The sequence below is a fragment of the Cognatundibacterium squillarum genome (genome assembly GCF_014652435.1).
Taxonomy (GTDB): Bacteria; Pseudomonadota; Gammaproteobacteria; order Burkholderiales; family Burkholderiaceae_D; genus Undibacterium; species Undibacterium squillarum.
In genome coordinates this window covers 627,026-643,743 of the sequence record NZ_BMYU01000002.1, presented here as the reverse complement: position 1 = coordinate 643,743, position 16,718 = coordinate 627,026, and the positions used below count along the sequence as shown (strand labels likewise).

The window sequence follows — 16,718 nt, the reverse complement described above, 5'->3', positions numbered from 1 at the left end:
ATGCATCAATGCGGATCACTGCACAGACAGTGCCCCGCCAATACCTCAGAACGGGTACGCCACCCGCAGAACTGCGACATTCGCACCCGGATTCGGACGCTTGATTGCGCCGTTGGAAAAATGCTGCACCTTCAGACCAACGTCCAGCCCGTTGTTGAACACATAGCCGACGCCGAGGTGATCGCCGAACTGGAAGGCTGTTGAGAAACGACGGCCGTTATTGTCATCAACGTGGCTGAATAAATACATACCGACTGCCGCTACATCTGCTACTCTGAAAGCGCAGTGAGCAGAAAAACATGAGTTCTCAGGTTTAGCGCAGATGGACTATCGTGAAACTCGCATAGTTTGTCAGAAAACAGTCGTTTTCTACGGAAGTTAAAATTGTCTGACATTTATGTCGGACATCTTCGATTATGATGAATTCAGATACCCAGGCAGCCACTGTTTAACTAAAGGAGCAACCCATGGATTTAGAGCAAGCTATTGCAAAACATGCAGAGTGGAAAGTGAAGTTCCGTAAGGCAATTTCAGCAAAAGAACAGCTGGATGCAGATACCATCGGCAAAGATCATTGTTGTGATCTCGGTAAATGGTTGTACGCTGAATCCAAATCCAGAATCGGTGGACTGACCAGTTACCGCGACTGTGTATCTCGTCACGCCACCTTTCATACCGAAGCCGGAAAGATTGCAAAACTGATCAATAAAGGCGCCTATCAGGAAGCTGAAAAAGCGCTTGATGCCGGTACGCCATATGCCAGTGCTTCCAGTGCGGTCAGCCTGGCCATTAGTAAGCTCAAAAAAGAAGCTGGCGCCTGAATATACAAGACGGTGACACTCAGGGCTGGCTGATGACGGTAACAAGAAAACAAGCCGTTTTTCAGTAAAAAAGGGAGCGATGTTATGGAATCGTTCCCTTTTTTTGTGGGAGTTGCACAGTCTGTGCACTCCCGTTTTTGTGGATTCAGGGAATCAGTTATAAACCGCTGTCAGGTTTACTACCTGTACACCTTTTAACACACCCTTCAGATTGGTAACACGTTCCGGCTGGGACTGATTCTGATAATAGACCAGTGCCGTCGCGGTCCACGGCACATCGTATTTATCCTGTTGTGCCACGCACGATGCAGTGATCGTGCTGTTGCCCGGTACGGTTGCCGAAAAAGTGAAGGCCGAGGTATTGGTGACGCTCTGTGTCGACTGGGTTGCGTAGGTGACACCCAGTTTGTAGCCGACGGTCAGCTCGCTTTTTTCAACGATAAAATTTGCGCTCGTTTTAAAGGCAACCGATGCTTCATTGGTGATGCTGATATTGGTGGAGTCGGTATTGGTGTAAGAAATCGTCTGCGTCGTGGAAACCGTTTGTGGCTGGCTCTGATTGTTTGTCATTTTGATCGTTGCCAGTACGGTCGGCGTGGACGGCTGAACAAAGAAGTTCTGTGTATCGAATTCCATGGACAGGATTTCGATACGGGACGGGATCGCTTTGGCGAAATAGACACCTGCAGCATCGATTTCAGCGCCGGAGCGGCCAAAGAATGAAGCAATGACGCCGTCAACAGACTTCAGGCTGAACGGTGAGCCGCCACCGCCACCGTAAGCGATAGATTTACGACCCGTATTCAGGGTGAACTGAATCTGATCTAGGCGTGCACCGGAACGGCCTGACACTTCCGTGATGTATTCATCGTCATTCAGTACAAATGCCGGATGATCGTCGCCGCCATTGCCGCCATGACTGTAAGTCACCGGTGAGCCTTGCGGACCCGCATACGTCACTTCCAGACGGTCAACCCGTGCGCCGGAGCGGACCTTTACCTGTTTGATCTTGCCCAGCAGATAACCGCTGACGGCGAGATCATCAAATACGGAACCGCCACCACCACCTTGCAACGCGCTGCGGGTGTAAGTGCCCGGCGTGACCGGCGGTTTGGTACCGTAGGCGAAGCCGATGGCATCAATGCGCGCACCGCTGCGACCGAAGAAATATTGCAGAACATCACCGCCGAAATTGACGGAATGCGGGCTGCCGCCATTGCCGCCGTAAGGGCCGTAGGTCACACCTTTGCTGGAGTGCAGTGTAATCTGATCCAGACGTGCGCCGGAGCGCAGATCAACAGAGGTGATGAATTCATCATCGCGCAGGGAAATGGTGGTCAGTGTGCCGCCGGTTCCGCCGTGGCTCAGATACTGACCGTTTGCATAAGTGGTTGCGATTGCATCGACTTCCGCACCGTGGCGGATATGGATTTGCGTTATACGTCCCCAGCTGGCGACGTCGTGAGTATCTGTAAATTCGCTACCGCCGTGACCACCAAAAACATCTGTATTCTTCGTTGTCATTTCATATTCCTCAGAGCAGTATCAGTAATCGGATAATTCCGGAACGGAGTCGTATGCAGAAGCAATACACGGACAAAAAAGTCCGGTTTGCCATGCCGCAACATGCGGCGAAGGAATAGTAGGCGGTGAATTTTATCAAGTCAATATCGATTTGATGATTTGGGAAAAATAAAGTTTATTAACATATAAGCGAAAATTTTATCTGTAAATGGCATGTAAAACCAGTTGAATAAATGTCCGGTATTGCGGATGCTGAACGGTCTGATTGACGTAATCCCGGATATCGCTCAGCCGCAAAAAAGGAGCAGTCCGGTGCAATTTTTCCGCACTGGCATGCGCAAGCCGGATAAATCGCTGAAGGCGGTGAATCAGCAGTTAATGGATGCGTAAGCTATGCAAAGATCGTCATCCATCGAAACCAGAGACCCGGACTTTATGCCGACGACAGGCAGATCGCTGTGCAGAACACCGCATTTGGCATATTTTTTGCGGTGTTTCCGGTTACCGGTAGGCTGATAACGACAGACACGGGCGTTTGCCAGGTTAGCCGGAGGAAAACTGATGCTGGCGGGATGAAACGAAATGCGCAGGGAGGAGGCGCTGATAAGGAAATATTCTGGGTACCGGTTGCAGCCAGACAGCCAGCAGCAACCGGACGCTTGCGTGCCGGACGGGTGTCCGGCGACGCGATGAGGGCTCAGCGGAAAACGGAAAGCGCATCGACCAGATAGCGCATTTGTGCATCCAGACTGGCCGCGGCGGCTGCGCTTTGCTCGACCAGCGCAGCGTTTTTCTGCGTAACGTCATCCATCTGAATCACCGCATCATTGACGGAGCTTATGCCCTCACTTTGTTCCTGCGTAGCGGTACTGAGCTGGGCGATCAGCGCGGAGATTTCTTTTGTCTGGCGTATCATTTCGCGTATCGTGTTGCCGGCTTCCGAGACCAGTTGCGTGCCGTTATCCACGGTACTGACGGTATTCGAAATCAGTTCCTTGATTTCTTTAGCAGCACCGGCACTGCGTTGTGCCAGCGCACGGACTTCCGAGGCGACGACGGCGAAGCCACGTCCCTGTTCTCCGGCGCGTGCGGCTTCTACTGCGGCGTTCAGTGCGAGGATATTGGTTTGAAATGCAATGCCATCGATGACACTGATGATATCGACGATTTTTTCCGACTGGTTCGCAATTGCCGACATGGTGCTGATCACCTGTTCCATTGACTGACCGCCATTGGTTGCCGCGCTGATTGCGGTCGTGGATAAACCAGTCGCATGGCGGGTCGTTTCGGCATTGCTCTGAATGGTCGCAGTCATCTGTTCCATCGATGACGCGGTCTGTTCCAGACTGGATGCCGCCTGTTCTGTGCGATCACTGAGATCCATATTGCCCAGCGCAATTTCATTAACTGCTTCGCGGGCAGATTCGGCCTGAGAATTCACATCATCCACCAGCCAGCGGAACATCAGCCCGAGCTGGCTGACGGTGCGCATGGTGATACCCAGTTCATCGACGCGGTTGATATGAACGGCGTTCCGGTTGTTACCGGTTGCCACATCCAGAGCCAGCCGGTGAATTTTTTCGACCGGTGTGGCAATTTGCGCTTCCAGCGCTGCCGACATACCGACAGCCAGCAGGCTCAGAATCGCAATAAAGCCTGCCTGCTCCGCATTGATGCCGTAAAACGCCAGAGAAGCGAGCACCATCAGTAACCAGCCCGCGGCAATATTCAGTCTTAACCGGGTACGCAGCCGGATTGTGCGGAAGGCGGACAGCCAGGCTTTTGCGCCTGTTCTGACCAGAATGCCTTTGTACAGACGAAAGCCGGTATCCTTGCCACTACGCATGTCAGCATAGAGTTTTTCCGCCTGCTGCACTTCTTTGTCGCCTGGCTTGGTTCTGACCGACATATAACCCTGATGCACGCCTCCCCGGATAACAGGAACCGCGTTTGCGCGCACCCAGTAGTAATCGCCGTTTTTTCGACGGTTCTTGACCAGTGCAGTCCAGGGTTCACCCTGCTGTAAGGTCGCCCACATATCGGCATAGGCAGCGGGTGGCATATCCGGATGGCGCACCAGATTATGGGGCTGGCCATGCAGTTCCTCGAGCGTGAAACCGCTGACGGCAACAAAGTCGCTGTTGGCATAACGAATAATGCCCTTGGTGTCGGTGGTGGACATCAGCGTGGCTGTTTCAGGCAAGTGATATGCCTGATTGGTAACTGGCTGGTTGATGCGCATGGTGTTTCCCCTGTTAGTACAGCTGTGATACGTGGCAGGAACAACAAATTCGTGTGCAATCGAAACGCATGACCGCCGGTGTGACTGCAGAAACGTCAGCAGGGAGCGGCGGGGAACCGGCTCAGACACCTGACCTGCATCGCAGCAAATCAGACAAAGCCAGCAGAGAAAATCTGAAAATTGTTAATATTGAAATTATTGGCACCATCACTTACGCATGACTGACGAAGGCCGCTCGATGTGTAACGTAATGCAACGCAAGCGCGATGGCTTCAACCAGCCATGCTTATCTCCCACCATTACTTCAGGCTAGTGCAAAGCTAAAGATCGGAAAGTATTTTTGCGCGGTGATTTGATACCGGCTAAGGAAGTGACAGGTGAATCATGCAGAAATCGTCACCGGCCATTCGCGGAGAGCCACAGAATTCGCCGGCGACCGCCGGATACCTGTGCTGAATCCCGCATTCAGGTGGTTTTGAGCAGGTTTTCGGGCATTTTAAGGAATATCGCTGTTACATGACGCGGCAACCGGAGTGTAAGCGCGTTACCGTTACTGCACCCGTGGCATGATCAGTGATTGCGCTGCAGCAGTAGCGCTCCACACGGCAATTTCTGCTTCCAGCTCTGCAGCAGAATGGAGCGGAGACAAGTCCCGCAACATCAGTTCCCTATCGCTGTGTTCCGATAAGGCTTGCAGATACCTAAATTGCCATCGTTCCAGTTCAATCACCTGTACCCGGTAATGCTGGCGTGTCAGTGCGATGCAGCTTGCTTCCGCTGCCGGTAAAGGCGGACAGGCAATGGCTTCCGGATCAGATAATTGCATTTGTCTGGCGGCAATCCAGTAAGCACGTAACGGGAAAGGCGATTCCATCAGTTGCAGGCAGGGCGTGACTTGCCAGTCTTCGGGGCGGCGTAACAGGCCGGACAATGCGCCGAATGGTGTGTTGTCTGCCTCAACACCAGCGGCTGATGCCGTCGCTTCGTTCAACAGACCGGCAGCGGCCAGACTGGACGGTTCCGGCCCTGGCGCACGCATTACGCGATGCAAGCCACGCTCCAGTCTGGCCAGTGCCACCGGGAATGCCAGTGCCGGATCCAGCAGAACCGCATCGGGTGGCTGACTGCGCTGCAGAAAATCAGCGAAGCCTTCACCAAAGTCATACAGCGATGCGGAGCGCGATGGCGATTGCCGGATGTAGTGAACGCAGAAAAAGGAAAATAACTCCTGTCCCATCAGCGCTCTGGTCAGCGGATAGTCCGCTTCCAGACATTCCTGTAAGCGCAGCACATAAGCCCGCGCATAAATGCCCAGTCGCTCGGCTTCTTCGCCTTGCGGCAAAATCCATTGTTCCGGCATTGCCTGTTGCACAGGCTGGCCTGAACCCAGTGCATGCAGAAACCAGCGTTGTACCGAAGCTAGCGCGGGCTGATGCATAAATCTTCCTCCGCAACTTGCAGTAAGCCTTGTAAAGGATTCGAAACGCCGCTGGCGGCGCTGTGGATACCGGTTTGCGGAATCATGCCCTGCAGAACGGCTTTTGCTTTCTCTAATTCCTGCAGAATGACCGGGTAAGGCGGAATGCTGGCATCCCATTCCAGCAGCGTTGATACGCCACCGGTGCGCTGCATCGCCAGCGCATACAGTTTCCACACAGCTTCCGGTACTGGCTGGTCATGTGTATCGATCAGGTAGTTGCCGCAATTGGTCGGCCCCGCCAGATGAATTTGTACGATCTGTCCGGCAGGCAGGGTGTTGATATAGTCCACCGCATCAAAACCGTGGTTATATGCGGAGACATACACGTTATTCACGTCCAGCAGCAATCCGCAGCCGGTTTCAGCGCACAGCGTTGCCAGAAATTCTGCTTCACTGAAGGTGGAATGACGGAATTGCAGATAAGTGCTGGGGTTTTCCAGAATCAGCGGCCGCTCCAGAATATCCTGCACGGTATGAATACGCCGTATCACATGCCGCAGGCTTTCTTCATTCAGCGGCAAAGGCAGTAAATCATGCGTATTGATGCCTGCCACGCCAGTCCAGCATAAGTGATCTGACACCCAGACAGCCCGTAATTCTGTTGCCAGCTGTTTCAGCTTGCGCAGATAGGTCAGATCCAGCGGATCGGTGCTGCCGATGGACATCGACACGCCGTGCATCACAATCGCGCACTGTTCACGGATCTGATCCAGCACGTAGCGTGAGTGTCCGTAGTTATCAATATAATTTTCAGAAATAATTTCAAACCAGCCGACACCCGCACCATGCTCCAGAATATGAGCAAAGTGCGGATGCCGCAGCCCCACGCCGGGGCCCAGATCAGGCAGACCCAGGCGCGGCGGGGCAAAGCCGTGTGCAGACTTTGCGCTCATCATCAGGTAGAAGGTGGCATGGCGATACGCAAATCATTCGGCGCCGGTTTTTCACCGCTAGGCAAGCCACGTTCCTTCATCACACGCTGATAAGCTGCCCATGCAACGTCATACACAGCATCACCGTTGGCAAAGTTCAGGTTATCGGATGCCGGTAAGGGCTCCGATTTGTGTTCCGGCGTATCGGCAAAGTTATACAACTGCATAGAACCGGATGAAGGATAGAGCTGCGATGCGGAGATAGGAACAGCACAGCCGCCGAAGGATTTGCATTTGTTATCGCTCGGTGCGCTGTACAGGCTGGCTGGCGGTTTCGGGCCGCCGCACAAATTTTGCCCGTGTGTGGTCGTTGCTGCAGCTGCTTTTGCAGATTGTCCGCAACCGCTGCCGCCACAGGAGCCGCCACCGGAGTCCGGTTGCACAAAGCCACAGCCACCCTGTGCATGACAACCGTTCGAACCGCGACAAGTGTGATACACCGCAATCGCTGCGCAATTCTGATCTTTCGCACCCGCATTCAGATCCATACCCTGACATGCGTGGTACAGCACCGCCGGATCCGGCAAAGGTACATCCACAATCAGATCCGGTGCTTTGCCGGTAATCGCCCAGCAGATAGAAATACGGTCACCCGAGCCCACCATCGACGGATACGGGAAGTCTTGCTTCTGATTTTGCCAGTATGTGTTCAGTACCGAGGTAATACCGTAGATCGATCCGGCGGAAACCTGGCTCAGGGTTTGATAGGTGGCTTTGGCCAGTTTCAGCCGGTTCAGCGCGCCCGCCACTTCTTCCGGTGCAGGGATATTTTTATGCGCCGTTTCTGCATGATATTCGTGGTTGGTCAGCATTTCCTTAGTCCATGCATGACCGGCCGCATGCCATTGCTCCCATGTGATCAGACGCTCACCCACGATTTCGCTTCTCGATTCGAGAATCGCTTTCACAGTCATAAAGCGTTCATAGTGGTCGTATGCAGCACTATCGAAACGCGCAACGGCTGTGGCAGATTCTACGGGCTTACCGTCGCCGTTATAGGATGGGTAATCGGCTTTCAGTGCACTGTCGGATTCGCGGTAATCCGGCTGTACTGCTTTCAGTAAATGATGACGGCGGTAAAAGCCGATGCCGGTGGCATTACCTTCGCCCTGATCGGTAATCGCACACATCATATCGATGGCTTTGGTGTGCTGGTCGCTGAGTTTATCTTCGGGATCGAACAGGGTTTTGAATTTTGGATATTCCGCTTCAGGATGTGACCCGCCCGGGCCGGAACGGACGTTAAACATATCCTGTTGCACAGCAGTACGCACAAACAGCTTGTCCCACAGGGTTTGACCATCCGCGTATTCGATACTGATGTACTTTGCGTAGCATTCGTACATATAACCGATGGTGCCGAACATCGGTAAATCGCCGAAACCTTTAGACGGTGTCCAGCCCGCAAACGGAACTTGCGGAAAGTATTTGTGTGCATTGGCACGCAATTGTTCACGCGCCTGTTTTTCCGGTTGTTCGATGGCCAGAAATAAGTCTGCCTGATTGTGATTCAGCGCTTCCAGATTAACGCGGACATGCTGATAGGAATGGGTATCTTTCAGATTCACGATGCACGGAATCACAGAGTTATTCTCGCCATAGCAAGTCCAGCCGCGATTCTTATTTTGCGAACCGGAGCCACTGGTAAAGTCCGGTGTCACCCCAATCGCTGTCGCCAGATTCGCTGCCATTTGCAAATGCAGCATTTCCTGAATGAATACGCTGAAAATGATGTTAAACGCCTTCTGATTGGCGGTATGCGGACGCGCAGTCGGTGCCAGCCCCGGCCACTCGCGGCCTTTATAAAACATATTGCCTTTGGAATTGATCTGATGCGTTCCCTGTATGGAATACATCGACGTCATATACAGCGGAATCGTGAACAATTCCACGCTGACCGCTGCCTGCGCAATTGCGCGCACAGCCGCTGTATCGGTGGCCAGTAAATCCAGCGGCCGGTTCTTGATCGCTTCCTGCGGTGCTTCGGGTAAGGCTGCGTACATAGAGAGTCTCCTTGACTGGCAAAAGGTGAATACAGCTGGCAAGACGTCTTCGCGATGCTTCAGCAACAGCGAGCTTGAGTGTAATGTACGCAGAAAAAATTTTTGTGAATTTACAAATTCTGTGATTTCACATGCGTGAAATCTTTCATCGTAAAACATGAACTGAATTTTAATTTACACGTTAATAGTGAAGTGCAGCGGATCAGATGCATGAAACTCCTTTTGATATTTTCCGGTTAAATCAAAAGAGTGATGGCACCTCGTACTGTGAACGCAGATATTTTTCTACGCGGCGTGTATCGCGAATTCGCCGGGTCGTCACCGGAAAAACCGCGTGTTTGACGTGTCGCTTACATGACAGAAAGCACGGAAACTGGCGCTTTCAAAATATTTAGGACAGTACAGAAAGTGTTGCGAAGCAAAGACACCAAAAGTGCTATGTTTCCATTGTGCAAATTATTGGAGAAATATCATTGTAAAATGCACAAATCGTGAATCAAATGATAAGGATGCAGGAAATGAAGCGAATTCAGGCAATCGTACTGACCGGCTTGTTATCAGCAACTGCGCAAATCAGTCTGGCGGCAGATAATTATCCGGAGGCAATGGCACAGGGAAAAACCGATGCAACAAATCCGGCTACCCGCGCCTGGTACCTGAATGAAATGCGTCCGGCGTTTTCACGTCTGGTCGGCCCTGCTCTGGTGGAGTGCGTAGGAAAAACCAATTATTCAATGGCGAACGGTATCGGCCTGGTATTCAGCGTTACTCCGACTGGGGAAGCAAAGCAGATTTTCTGGAAAGCGGAAAATAACTTTACCGGTTGTGTCAGCGAAAAAATCAAAACGCTGAAATTCCCTGCAGCACCGGTAGATGAATTCTATTTCGGACTCGAAATCGGTGCGATGCAATAAGCAATGATAAAAAATATCTGCTGGCGCTGATGAATAGCTATCCGTCTGATCACAGCGCCTGCTTCATTTTCAGCGTCCTGAACACACAGCAGATCACGCAGGGCGGCGCATCAGCATTATCCAGTTGGTTTCCCAGCTTTGGCCCTGATCAACAGACATTGCCTGCTCCCAGCGCGGTGTGTCGGTGTGGGTATCAGACCAGATATAGCGCACCAGTATCGGTTTGCCGTCCAGTGTATCTTCGCCGGTGAAAATACCGGTACCATTCTCAAAGCGGCCAACCACCGGCGGTTGTAAATGCCCGCGGGTATCCAGACCGCCGCTCAGATTATCCAGCCAGTAAATGGACCATAACTGCGTGCGCGGGTCAAATATCCTGAGTGACATGCCGGTAAAGCCGGGCTTCCAGTCTTCGGCCACAAAATCATCATAGTTCCCGATACCGCCGGGCAATGCTTTGTTATGCTGTACCGCTGTGAATGTTTCCCATTCCTGACATCCCTGCAGACGCGCTTTCAGGCGCTGATTATGCACCGTCCAGTGGCCCAGAAAAAAATCAAAGTCCTTGCTCATTGCTTTCCTTTGTAAATAACTGATTTAATAAAGAGCGTTGCTGCAAGAAATCAACCGAAGATTCGATACAGTCGAGAATTGCAGCACGTGGTCCCTCGCGCCATGCGGCACTGCTGTAAAACGCTTGCTGGCTTTGTTCCCGGTCTGCCTGATCGTGGTAAGCACGTATCAGCACATAGTGTTCCGGATGATCAAGTGAAGCACCGGCATACACGACTTCGCATCCGCTGCTGCGCAGTAAAGGTAAGGATTGCTCCCGCATCAGTTGATCAAACATCTGCGCTTTGCCAGCGCGCAGCCGGTAACAGCGTATTTCTATCAGTGGTTTTTCATGCATATCTGCTCCCTGTGAAAGCAAACATGGTAAAGTCGGCGGCGGTTTCCACCCATAGAAGAAACAAGGTTTTCGGCGGGTTCAGGCCACAAAAATGAAAGAAAAACAGGAGGCAGACTTTGAATTTTGAACTGGACACGTACGACCGCAAAATTCTGGCGCTGATGCAGGAAGATGCCCGTATCAGTTACTCAGAACTGGGGCGCCGTATTCATCTGACTTCACCCGCTGTGGCAGAGCGGGTCAGGCGATTGGAAGAGCAGGGCGTGATACGTGGTTATGGTGTGCAGCTGAACTTGCGTAAGCTGGGATACAGCTTTGAAGCGCTGATTCAGGTGACGGTGCGCTCGCATGCGGAACTCGATAGCTGGGCAGAAAACCATCCGGAAGTGCTGGCAGTTCATGCCACCACCGGCACGTATTGTGCCTTGCTGCATGTGGCGCTGTGTTCGCCGGAGCATTTACAGTCAGTCCTGAAAGCACTGGGTGAGCTGGGAACCAGCACTACCTCGGTGGTGTTGTCCAGCCAGCATGAAACGCGGCAGCGGTTGCCTGCGGATCAGATTCGCTACGAATGATGTTCCACGTCGCCGGGTATCGTTACCCAGCGATGTTTGCGCTCTTCATACACGGAAAACGCCGGTGGCGGAAATGCCGGATCGGCAAAAGCACCGACCGGTATCGCGATATGCGGATCGTCATCCTGTGCGTAGTAATACACGGTGGCACCGCAGTGCGCGCAAAAATGAAAATCCACGGCATTGCCGTCATCTGAAATCCGCGTGTAAATCCGTCTTTCACCGCAAATCTGCACTTGCGCACGCGGAAACCGTGCTTGCATACCAAATACGCTGCCGGTGCGGCGCTGGCAAGCCAGACAATGACAGACCGATACTCTGACCGGATCACCGCTGGTTGTTACTTGCAATTGCCCGCAACTGCAGGCGGCGTTTCTGGTTGTCATCATCGTTTTCCTTTGAAGGATGCAGCGCCGCCGTGTTGCACGCATCAGCATACTGGCATGCTTACGAAGTCTGCTGTTTTGCCGGTTTCGTTTTGTGTTTATCTGCGTTGCCGGAGCGCAGATACAGTACTCTTGCCTCCAGTGCTTTTTCCACCAGTTTCATGGCATTCTGAAAGCGCGGATATTCTTCCGCTGCACACCATGAGCGCTCGGAATCAATACCAAAATGGCGTTTCGTAATAATGGTTTGTCCGCGTTGCTCGTAACGAATATCTGCAAATACCGGGCCGCTGTTCAGACGCACATTTTTCGGCAGGTAAATCGCTTTCAGCGATGGTGCCAATACCATTTCGGTTTCATCCCTGATTTCAAATGAATTGCATTTGAAGTCGGTAGAGCGCTGACTTTCATTGTAGCGTTTCATAATGCCATCCAGATTCACCGGACCATCCAGTGCAGGCAGCATTAACACAGCTGCCGCTTCCGGCTGAGAAATCATATTATTCAGATTCTCTTCGAAGCGATAATCAAAGCCTGTTTTTTCTGCAGCAGTTTCAGCAATCAGTTCCGCAGAACCGGACAGCGTATTACTGTTCAGATAATTGCGCGCCCAGGTTGCTTCATTGCCGCGTCCTATGCCATCCAGAAATTCGCGGTTAAGCACAGCGGCAAGTCCTTTGCCGCCGATGCGGGTCACCCGTTTCCATTCACCATTGATGCCGACACTTGTCTTTGTCTGGCGAACTGCACTCAGATCGGCTGCGCGTAAGGCAGGCGTTTCCGTGACTTTTTCAAAGCCCTTAGTGATCAGTACCGGATGGCCGCGGTCATATTCCGGCAGCATGCCGAAAGGCGTGGTATCCGACGTGGAATCCAGATACATATGCAGACCCGGCAGATAATTGATCGCGTGGTTAAACCAGAACACCGGCAGCGGTGGCAAAGTGTAGTTGTCATTGTCGGCATCGATTAAGACCTGAGATGCTTCAATACCGGCAGCACCGAGCATCGCTTCCAGCAAGGTCGCGTGGTCTTTGCAATCGCCGTATAAGCGTTCAAGTATCGTATCCGTATCATTCGGCACCATGCCGCCGTCACCGATATAGCTGGCGACGTAACGGATGTTTTTGCGCACCCAGTCATACAAAACACGGGCTTTTTCACGGTCCTCCGTGATGCCCTCCGTCAGTTGTGCTGTCAGTTTTCTGACCTTCTCACTGAGGATGGTTTTTTCAGCGGCGCCCTGTTGATACGCCTGCGCAATCGCTTTCCAGTCAGCGAAAGTCGTCGTCATCAGATGCGGTGTGTACTGCCAGTTATTGACGACACCAAAATCACCCTGCGTCACTTTCGTGTTTTCAAACTGCCATACCAGCTGACGCGTGCCGTCTTTGGTCTGATCCTGCACCGGCTGCAGTTCATGGGTCACGAATTGCAGTTTCAGTGCCGCCGGAAACTCCAGCGTGAACCGGGTGTTTTCACGAATCACATCGCGACCGAAGTAATAAGCGTCGGAATGGCCGCCCGGTAAATCAGATTTTGTGCGCTGATACACATAATGCACATGAATCGCATCGCCCACCGCCAGCTTGGGAAAAGTCATCTGTGTCAGCTGTTGCTCGGGATAGGAAACGCCGCCCAGCATACCCTGTTGCACTTTCCGGTCGGCATCCGGTACCGGAATCACCGTACCATCCGCTTTCAGTGTTTCCGCCGCTGTAATCGTGAGCAGGTTTTTATCTTTGTTTGCGGTCAGATACTGCTGGATTAACTGCTTGACCCCCGTGTCATCAATCGCACGGATAATGAAATCCCTTTCCGTACGTGGCAAGCCGTCGGCATTCAGTCTGATCGTGTAATGGTCTTTCAGATAGCGGATGTGACCCTGATCGGCTGCTTCCTCAGCAGATGCGGTGTTGATGGTGAAAACGTGAATGAGAAGGCTGCCAAGGCATGCGATTCGAATTAGTTGCATGAGGTTGATGAAAACTGTGTTCAGAAAAATGATGATAAGTCTAATGGATGCCGGGTGCAGAAAATTAGTTTGCTGGTATTAATCTGTGATCGCACCTTAACTGTTGTTGATGTGTTCTGCGACCTTTATTGAATTGTATTCTTCATTCCTGAAAAACAGCATGAATTCCAATACACCATTGTGGGGAGAGGTCTGTCGTTGACTCTAACACCTGTTTGTCACTTAATACGTGCTTGTAACCGGTGAATTATGTTGTTTGTCCGCCCGGATTGTATAAGATTGCGTAACTTTATGATAAGAAATATTAAATAGATTCATTCCATAAACTTCTCATAAAACGGTTTATTAAGCATCTTATTGTGCGTTGTTATGTTAACTAATTTGAATTGGCCCCAGAATTAGTGCGAAAATTTCCTTGAGATGGCATTATTTATAAATAATGGAAATATATTTACATTCACAAGAATGTTTCCGTCAAAAAAGTTATAATTCTCATATTATTTACTTTATGTTGCAATTCGACGCATAGAGATACGTGCAACAGGGTCATCTCATCTTCAGTGAACAATATTTGTGATGTGCTGCATCTGATCTCTGTTTTACCGAATGTCGCCGGATTGCTTTCTTTTCATGCGACTTTCTGATTTATCCAGTAGTAAAGACAATAACTACAATCTCATCCGGTTTATCGCTGCATTTGCCGTCTTTTTAAATCACTGTTTCCCCCTGACAGGGCAAGCTGAGCCTTTCGGTGCATGGCTGGGGATGACCGCGGGTACCTGGGCCGTGGATGTATTTTTCATCACCAGCGGATTTCTGGTGACGCAGTCTCTGATGCGCAGCGACAGTGCCAGAATTTATCTGCTGTCGCGAACAATCCGTATATACCCGGCCCTGATTGTCGCGGTTTTGTTCACCACATTCGTGCTCGGATCAGCCCTGACCCGTTTACCTGTCACCGAATACCTGAGGCATCCGCTTAGCTGGAGCTACGTACTCAAAGGCAGCACTTTGCTCGGCGGTATCGGAATGCAATTGCCCGGCGTATTTGAAAATACGCCGTTTCCCGATGCGGTTAACGGATCGCTGTGGACGCTGATTTATGAAGTCAAAATGTATCTGGCTTTGCTGCTGATCTGGGCACTGACCCGGCGCTGGCAAGGGCCCGGACGGGGAGGCATATTCATGGCAGCACCGGTGCTGGCGCTGGTTGTGGCCGGACTCGCTTACTTTTTTGTGCGTTATTTTCAGGGCAGCGCAGAAAGCCATTTAAATCGCCTTAGCTGCATGTTCTTTACCGGCACGGCATTTTATTTGCTGCGTCGACGTATCGTACTGAAAAACTGGCTGGCAGCGGCGTTGGCAGTGCTGATGGCGGTATCTGCATTCGCCGGCGCAAAAGTGTTCACGGTTGTTTATGTTCTGACCTTGCCGTATTTATTATTCTGGTTCGCTTATATTCCGTCAGGAAAAATCCGCTTGTTTAACCGGGCCGGAGACTATTCTTACGGGATCTATATCTATGCTTTTCCGGTACAGCAGACGCTGGTGTCGCTGTACCCGACGATGAGCGCATTCACGATGATGCTGACCGGAACGCTGGTAATTTTGCCGCTGGCGATACTGTCGTGGCACGGTGTCGAAAAACGGGCGCTCGCCCTGAAGCCGCGCTTCAATCTGTGTGCACGATCATCGTCGTCTGCCACGGCTTCCCACGATCAGCGCCCGGTTTAATGATCCGGCAGCTCTGAGAAGTCGTAAAAACCGGTGTCCTGCACACCGGTTTTTTTATTCTTTTTAGCGGTTTTCCCTCTGAAGGTGAGGAATTCGAATAGCTTATTTTTATCTCAGGTGAGGAAAAAGAATACGCTGGCGCAGTATGCAATTTCCGGTCAATTCCGCGCCGGAAAGCAGGTTTCGTATCATCCGTATGCCCGCGAAACCCCGATTTAAACGATTGCGCAGCCATTTTCGGGCTTGGAGAGCGGCTTTTACTCTGCGAATTATTTGCAAAAGGAAGGGAAAGGTTGCGCAGATTTTTTCAAAGGTGAGGAATTTGAATAGTCCGGCGTCAGGTTTTTCGCCGGAAACCCTGCCGGATGGCAAAAAAAGCCGGAATTTGGCCATTTTGCGGATTCCGGCATAGCAATCCGGCTGTCGTCGGCAGAAAGTCTGGCTCTCCGTAAAACGCCAATGCGGTGTTCTGCATACTGTATGGTCAAAAACTGCGCGGCTGTTACTGTTTTTTTAAGTGATTTTCAGGCAAGGTGGATGGCGGATTTGTTCTCACCATGAAAACGAAGGAGCCTGCGATGGATCAGAACCTGAAAGACTTGTTGTCGGAACTTGAGCAGTTTGGCAAAGACAATGATGCGCAACACAGCGAGCGCCCGCGCCGCATGCTGAACATCACCCGCGATACCGGCGAACTGCTGGCGGTGCTGATACGCTCCGTCAACGCGAAACGGATTCTGGAAATCGGTACCTCGAATGGCTATTCCACCCTGTGGCTGGCGTGGGCCGCCCGTGCCACCGGCGGGCGAGTCACCACGCTGGAATATTCTGAAAGCAAAGTTGCCCTTGCCGCCGCCAACTTCCGCCGCGCCGGTTTGCAGGATCTGATTCAGCAACAGCACACCGAAGCCGGTGCATGGTTGCAGGGCATGGCGGATCACAGCGTCGACTTACTGTTTCTGGATTCTGAACGCAGCGAATACACTGGCTGGTGGCCGCAACTGAAGCGCGTGCTGCGCCCCGGTGGTTTGCTGGTGGTTGATAACGCCACGTCACACGCCGCCGAAATGACGGAATTTTTTGCGCTGGTCACCGCGGATACGGAATTTACCTGCTGCACCGTGCCCGTGGGGAACGGCGAGTTTCTGGCGACGCGGGCATAATTGCCAGCCGCATTTGCCTGCGGCAATCGTCTATGTACGGATTCTTATTCTTTCGACCC

The 16,718-nt window shown here is 51.8% G+C and carries 15 protein-coding genes; 5 read left to right on the top strand and 10 right to left on the bottom strand.

Annotated features, from left to right (window positions below; genetic code table 11):
• Positions 1-45: 45 nt before the first annotated feature.
• A complete protein-coding gene (locus tag IE092_RS07080) occupies positions 46-249 on the bottom strand; it encodes an acyloxyacyl hydrolase (protein WP_189356319.1) in 204 nt (67 codons plus the stop codon).
• Positions 250-467: 218 nt separating this feature from the next.
• Here IE092_RS07080 and IE092_RS07075 point away from each other — a divergent pair, with 218 nt between their 5' ends.
• The gene (locus tag IE092_RS07075; RefSeq protein ID WP_189356318.1) at positions 468-821 is read left to right on the top strand and encodes a CZB domain-containing protein; all 354 of its coding nucleotides are present in this window, start codon (positions 468-470) and stop codon (positions 819-821) included.
• Positions 822-974: 153 nt separating this feature from the next.
• On the opposite strand, the gene IE092_RS07070 is transcribed toward IE092_RS07075, so the two are convergent.
• The 5 genes from IE092_RS07070 to IE092_RS07050 form a co-directional block, all read right to left on the bottom strand.
• Positions 975-2,345, bottom strand: coding sequence for a jacalin-like lectin (locus IE092_RS07070; protein WP_189356317.1), 1,371 nt, complete (start codon positions 2,343-2,345; stop codon positions 975-977).
• Positions 2,346-3,042: 697 nt separating this feature from the next.
• Complete coding sequence (locus IE092_RS07065; RefSeq protein ID WP_189356316.1) at positions 3,043-4,587, bottom strand: methyl-accepting chemotaxis protein; 1,545 nt, start codon at positions 4,585-4,587, stop codon at positions 3,043-3,045.
• A gap of 550 nt (positions 4,588-5,137) precedes the next feature.
• A complete protein-coding gene (locus IE092_RS07060) occupies positions 5,138-6,025 on the bottom strand; it encodes an HvfC/BufC N-terminal domain-containing protein (RefSeq protein WP_189356315.1) in 888 nt (295 codons plus the stop codon).
• On the bottom strand, positions 6,007-6,963 hold the full coding sequence (bufB, locus tag IE092_RS07055) for an MNIO family bufferin maturase (protein WP_229793075.1): 957 nt from the start codon (positions 6,961-6,963) through the stop codon (positions 6,007-6,009). The genes IE092_RS07060 and bufB overlap by 19 nt, the downstream gene beginning before the upstream one ends.
• Positions 6,963-9,002: a ferritin-like domain-containing protein gene (locus tag IE092_RS07050; protein ID WP_189356313.1), complete on the bottom strand. Its 2,040-nt coding sequence runs from the start codon at positions 9,000-9,002 to the stop codon at positions 6,963-6,965. Before IE092_RS07050 ends, bufB begins: the two co-directional genes overlap by 1 nt.
• A 518-nt stretch (positions 9,003-9,520) precedes the next feature.
• Here IE092_RS07050 and IE092_RS07045 point away from each other — a divergent pair.
• Entirely contained in the window at positions 9,521-9,916 is a 396-nt protein-coding gene (locus IE092_RS07045) for a hypothetical protein (RefSeq protein WP_189356312.1), read from the top strand.
• 93 nt (positions 9,917-10,009) lie between these two features.
• Here IE092_RS07045 and IE092_RS07040 read toward each other — a convergent pair whose 3' ends face one another.
• Together IE092_RS07040 and IE092_RS07035 are read right to left on the bottom strand one after the other, a co-directional pair.
• On the bottom strand, positions 10,010-10,489 hold the full coding sequence (locus tag IE092_RS07040) for a hypothetical protein (protein ID WP_189356311.1): 480 nt from the start codon (positions 10,487-10,489) through the stop codon (positions 10,010-10,012).
• Positions 10,473-10,826 (bottom strand): NIPSNAP family protein, encoded by a 354-nt coding sequence (locus IE092_RS07035; RefSeq protein ID WP_189356310.1) that lies wholly within the window; start codon positions 10,824-10,826, stop codon positions 10,473-10,475. The genes IE092_RS07040 and IE092_RS07035 overlap by 17 nt, the downstream gene beginning before the upstream one ends.
• Before the next feature lie 116 nt (positions 10,827-10,942).
• Here IE092_RS07035 and IE092_RS07030 point away from each other — a divergent pair, with 116 nt between their 5' ends.
• Positions 10,943-11,401, top strand: coding sequence for an Lrp/AsnC family transcriptional regulator (locus tag IE092_RS07030; RefSeq protein ID WP_229793074.1), 459 nt, complete (start codon positions 10,943-10,945; stop codon positions 11,399-11,401).
• Here IE092_RS07030 and IE092_RS07025 read toward each other — a convergent pair.
• Together IE092_RS07025 and IE092_RS07020 are read right to left on the bottom strand one after the other, a co-directional pair.
• A complete protein-coding gene (locus tag IE092_RS07025) occupies positions 11,392-11,790 on the bottom strand; it encodes a GFA family protein (RefSeq protein ID WP_229793073.1) in 399 nt (132 codons plus the stop codon). The genes IE092_RS07030 and IE092_RS07025 overlap by 10 nt on opposite strands.
• Before the next feature lie 58 nt (positions 11,791-11,848).
• Positions 11,849-13,762, bottom strand: a complete 1,914-nt coding sequence (locus IE092_RS07020) for a DUF3857 domain-containing transglutaminase family protein (protein WP_189356309.1) — start codon at positions 13,760-13,762, stop codon at positions 11,849-11,851.
• A 630-nt stretch (positions 13,763-14,392) separates the two neighbouring features.
• Here IE092_RS07020 and IE092_RS07015 point away from each other — a divergent pair.
• Together IE092_RS07015 and IE092_RS07010 are read left to right on the top strand one after the other, a co-directional pair.
• Entirely contained in the window at positions 14,393-15,496 is a 1,104-nt protein-coding gene (locus IE092_RS07015; protein ID WP_189356308.1) for an acyltransferase family protein, read from the top strand.
• A gap of 557 nt (positions 15,497-16,053) precedes the next feature.
• On the top strand, positions 16,054-16,659 hold the full coding sequence (locus IE092_RS07010) for an O-methyltransferase (RefSeq protein WP_229793072.1): 606 nt from the start codon (positions 16,054-16,056) through the stop codon (positions 16,657-16,659).
• The last annotated feature ends 59 nt before the right edge of the window (positions 16,660-16,718 follow it).

What these genes read in the sequence shown, in the direction of transcription:
- IE092_RS07080 (WP_189356319.1), bottom strand. Translation starts at nt 249, where the DNA reads ATGTATTTATTCAGCCACGTTGATGACAATAACGGCCGTCGTTTCTCA.
- IE092_RS07075 (WP_189356318.1), top strand. Translation starts at nt 468, where the DNA reads ATGGATTTAGAGCAAGCTATTGCAAAACATGCAGAGTGGAAAGTGAAG.
- IE092_RS07070 (WP_189356317.1), bottom strand. Translation starts at nt 2,345, where the DNA reads ATGACAACGAAGAATACAGATGTTTTTGGTGGTCACGGCGGTAGCGAA.
- IE092_RS07065 (WP_189356316.1), bottom strand. Translation starts at nt 4,587, where the DNA reads ATGCGCATCAACCAGCCAGTTACCAATCAGGCATATCACTTGCCTGAA.
- IE092_RS07060 (WP_189356315.1), bottom strand. Translation starts at nt 6,025, where the DNA reads ATGCATCAGCCCGCGCTAGCTTCGGTACAACGCTGGTTTCTGCATGCA.
- bufB (WP_229793075.1), bottom strand. Translation starts at nt 6,963, where the DNA reads ATGATGAGCGCAAAGTCTGCACACGGCTTTGCCCCGCCGCGCCTGGGT.
- IE092_RS07050 (WP_189356313.1), bottom strand. Translation starts at nt 9,002, where the DNA reads ATGTACGCAGCCTTACCCGAAGCACCGCAGGAAGCGATCAAGAACCGG.
- IE092_RS07045 (WP_189356312.1), top strand. Translation starts at nt 9,521, where the DNA reads ATGAAGCGAATTCAGGCAATCGTACTGACCGGCTTGTTATCAGCAACT.
- IE092_RS07040 (WP_189356311.1), bottom strand. Translation starts at nt 10,489, where the DNA reads ATGAGCAAGGACTTTGATTTTTTTCTGGGCCACTGGACGGTGCATAAT.
- IE092_RS07035 (WP_189356310.1), bottom strand. Translation starts at nt 10,826, where the DNA reads ATGCATGAAAAACCACTGATAGAAATACGCTGTTACCGGCTGCGCGCT.
- IE092_RS07025 (WP_229793073.1), bottom strand. Translation starts at nt 11,790, where the DNA reads ATGATGACAACCAGAAACGCCGCCTGCAGTTGCGGGCAATTGCAAGTA.
- IE092_RS07020 (WP_189356309.1), bottom strand. Translation starts at nt 13,762, where the DNA reads ATGCAACTAATTCGAATCGCATGCCTTGGCAGCCTTCTCATTCACGTT.
- IE092_RS07015 (WP_189356308.1), top strand. Translation starts at nt 14,393, where the DNA reads ATGCGACTTTCTGATTTATCCAGTAGTAAAGACAATAACTACAATCTC.
- IE092_RS07010 (WP_229793072.1), top strand. Translation starts at nt 16,054, where the DNA reads ATGAAAACGAAGGAGCCTGCGATGGATCAGAACCTGAAAGACTTGTTG.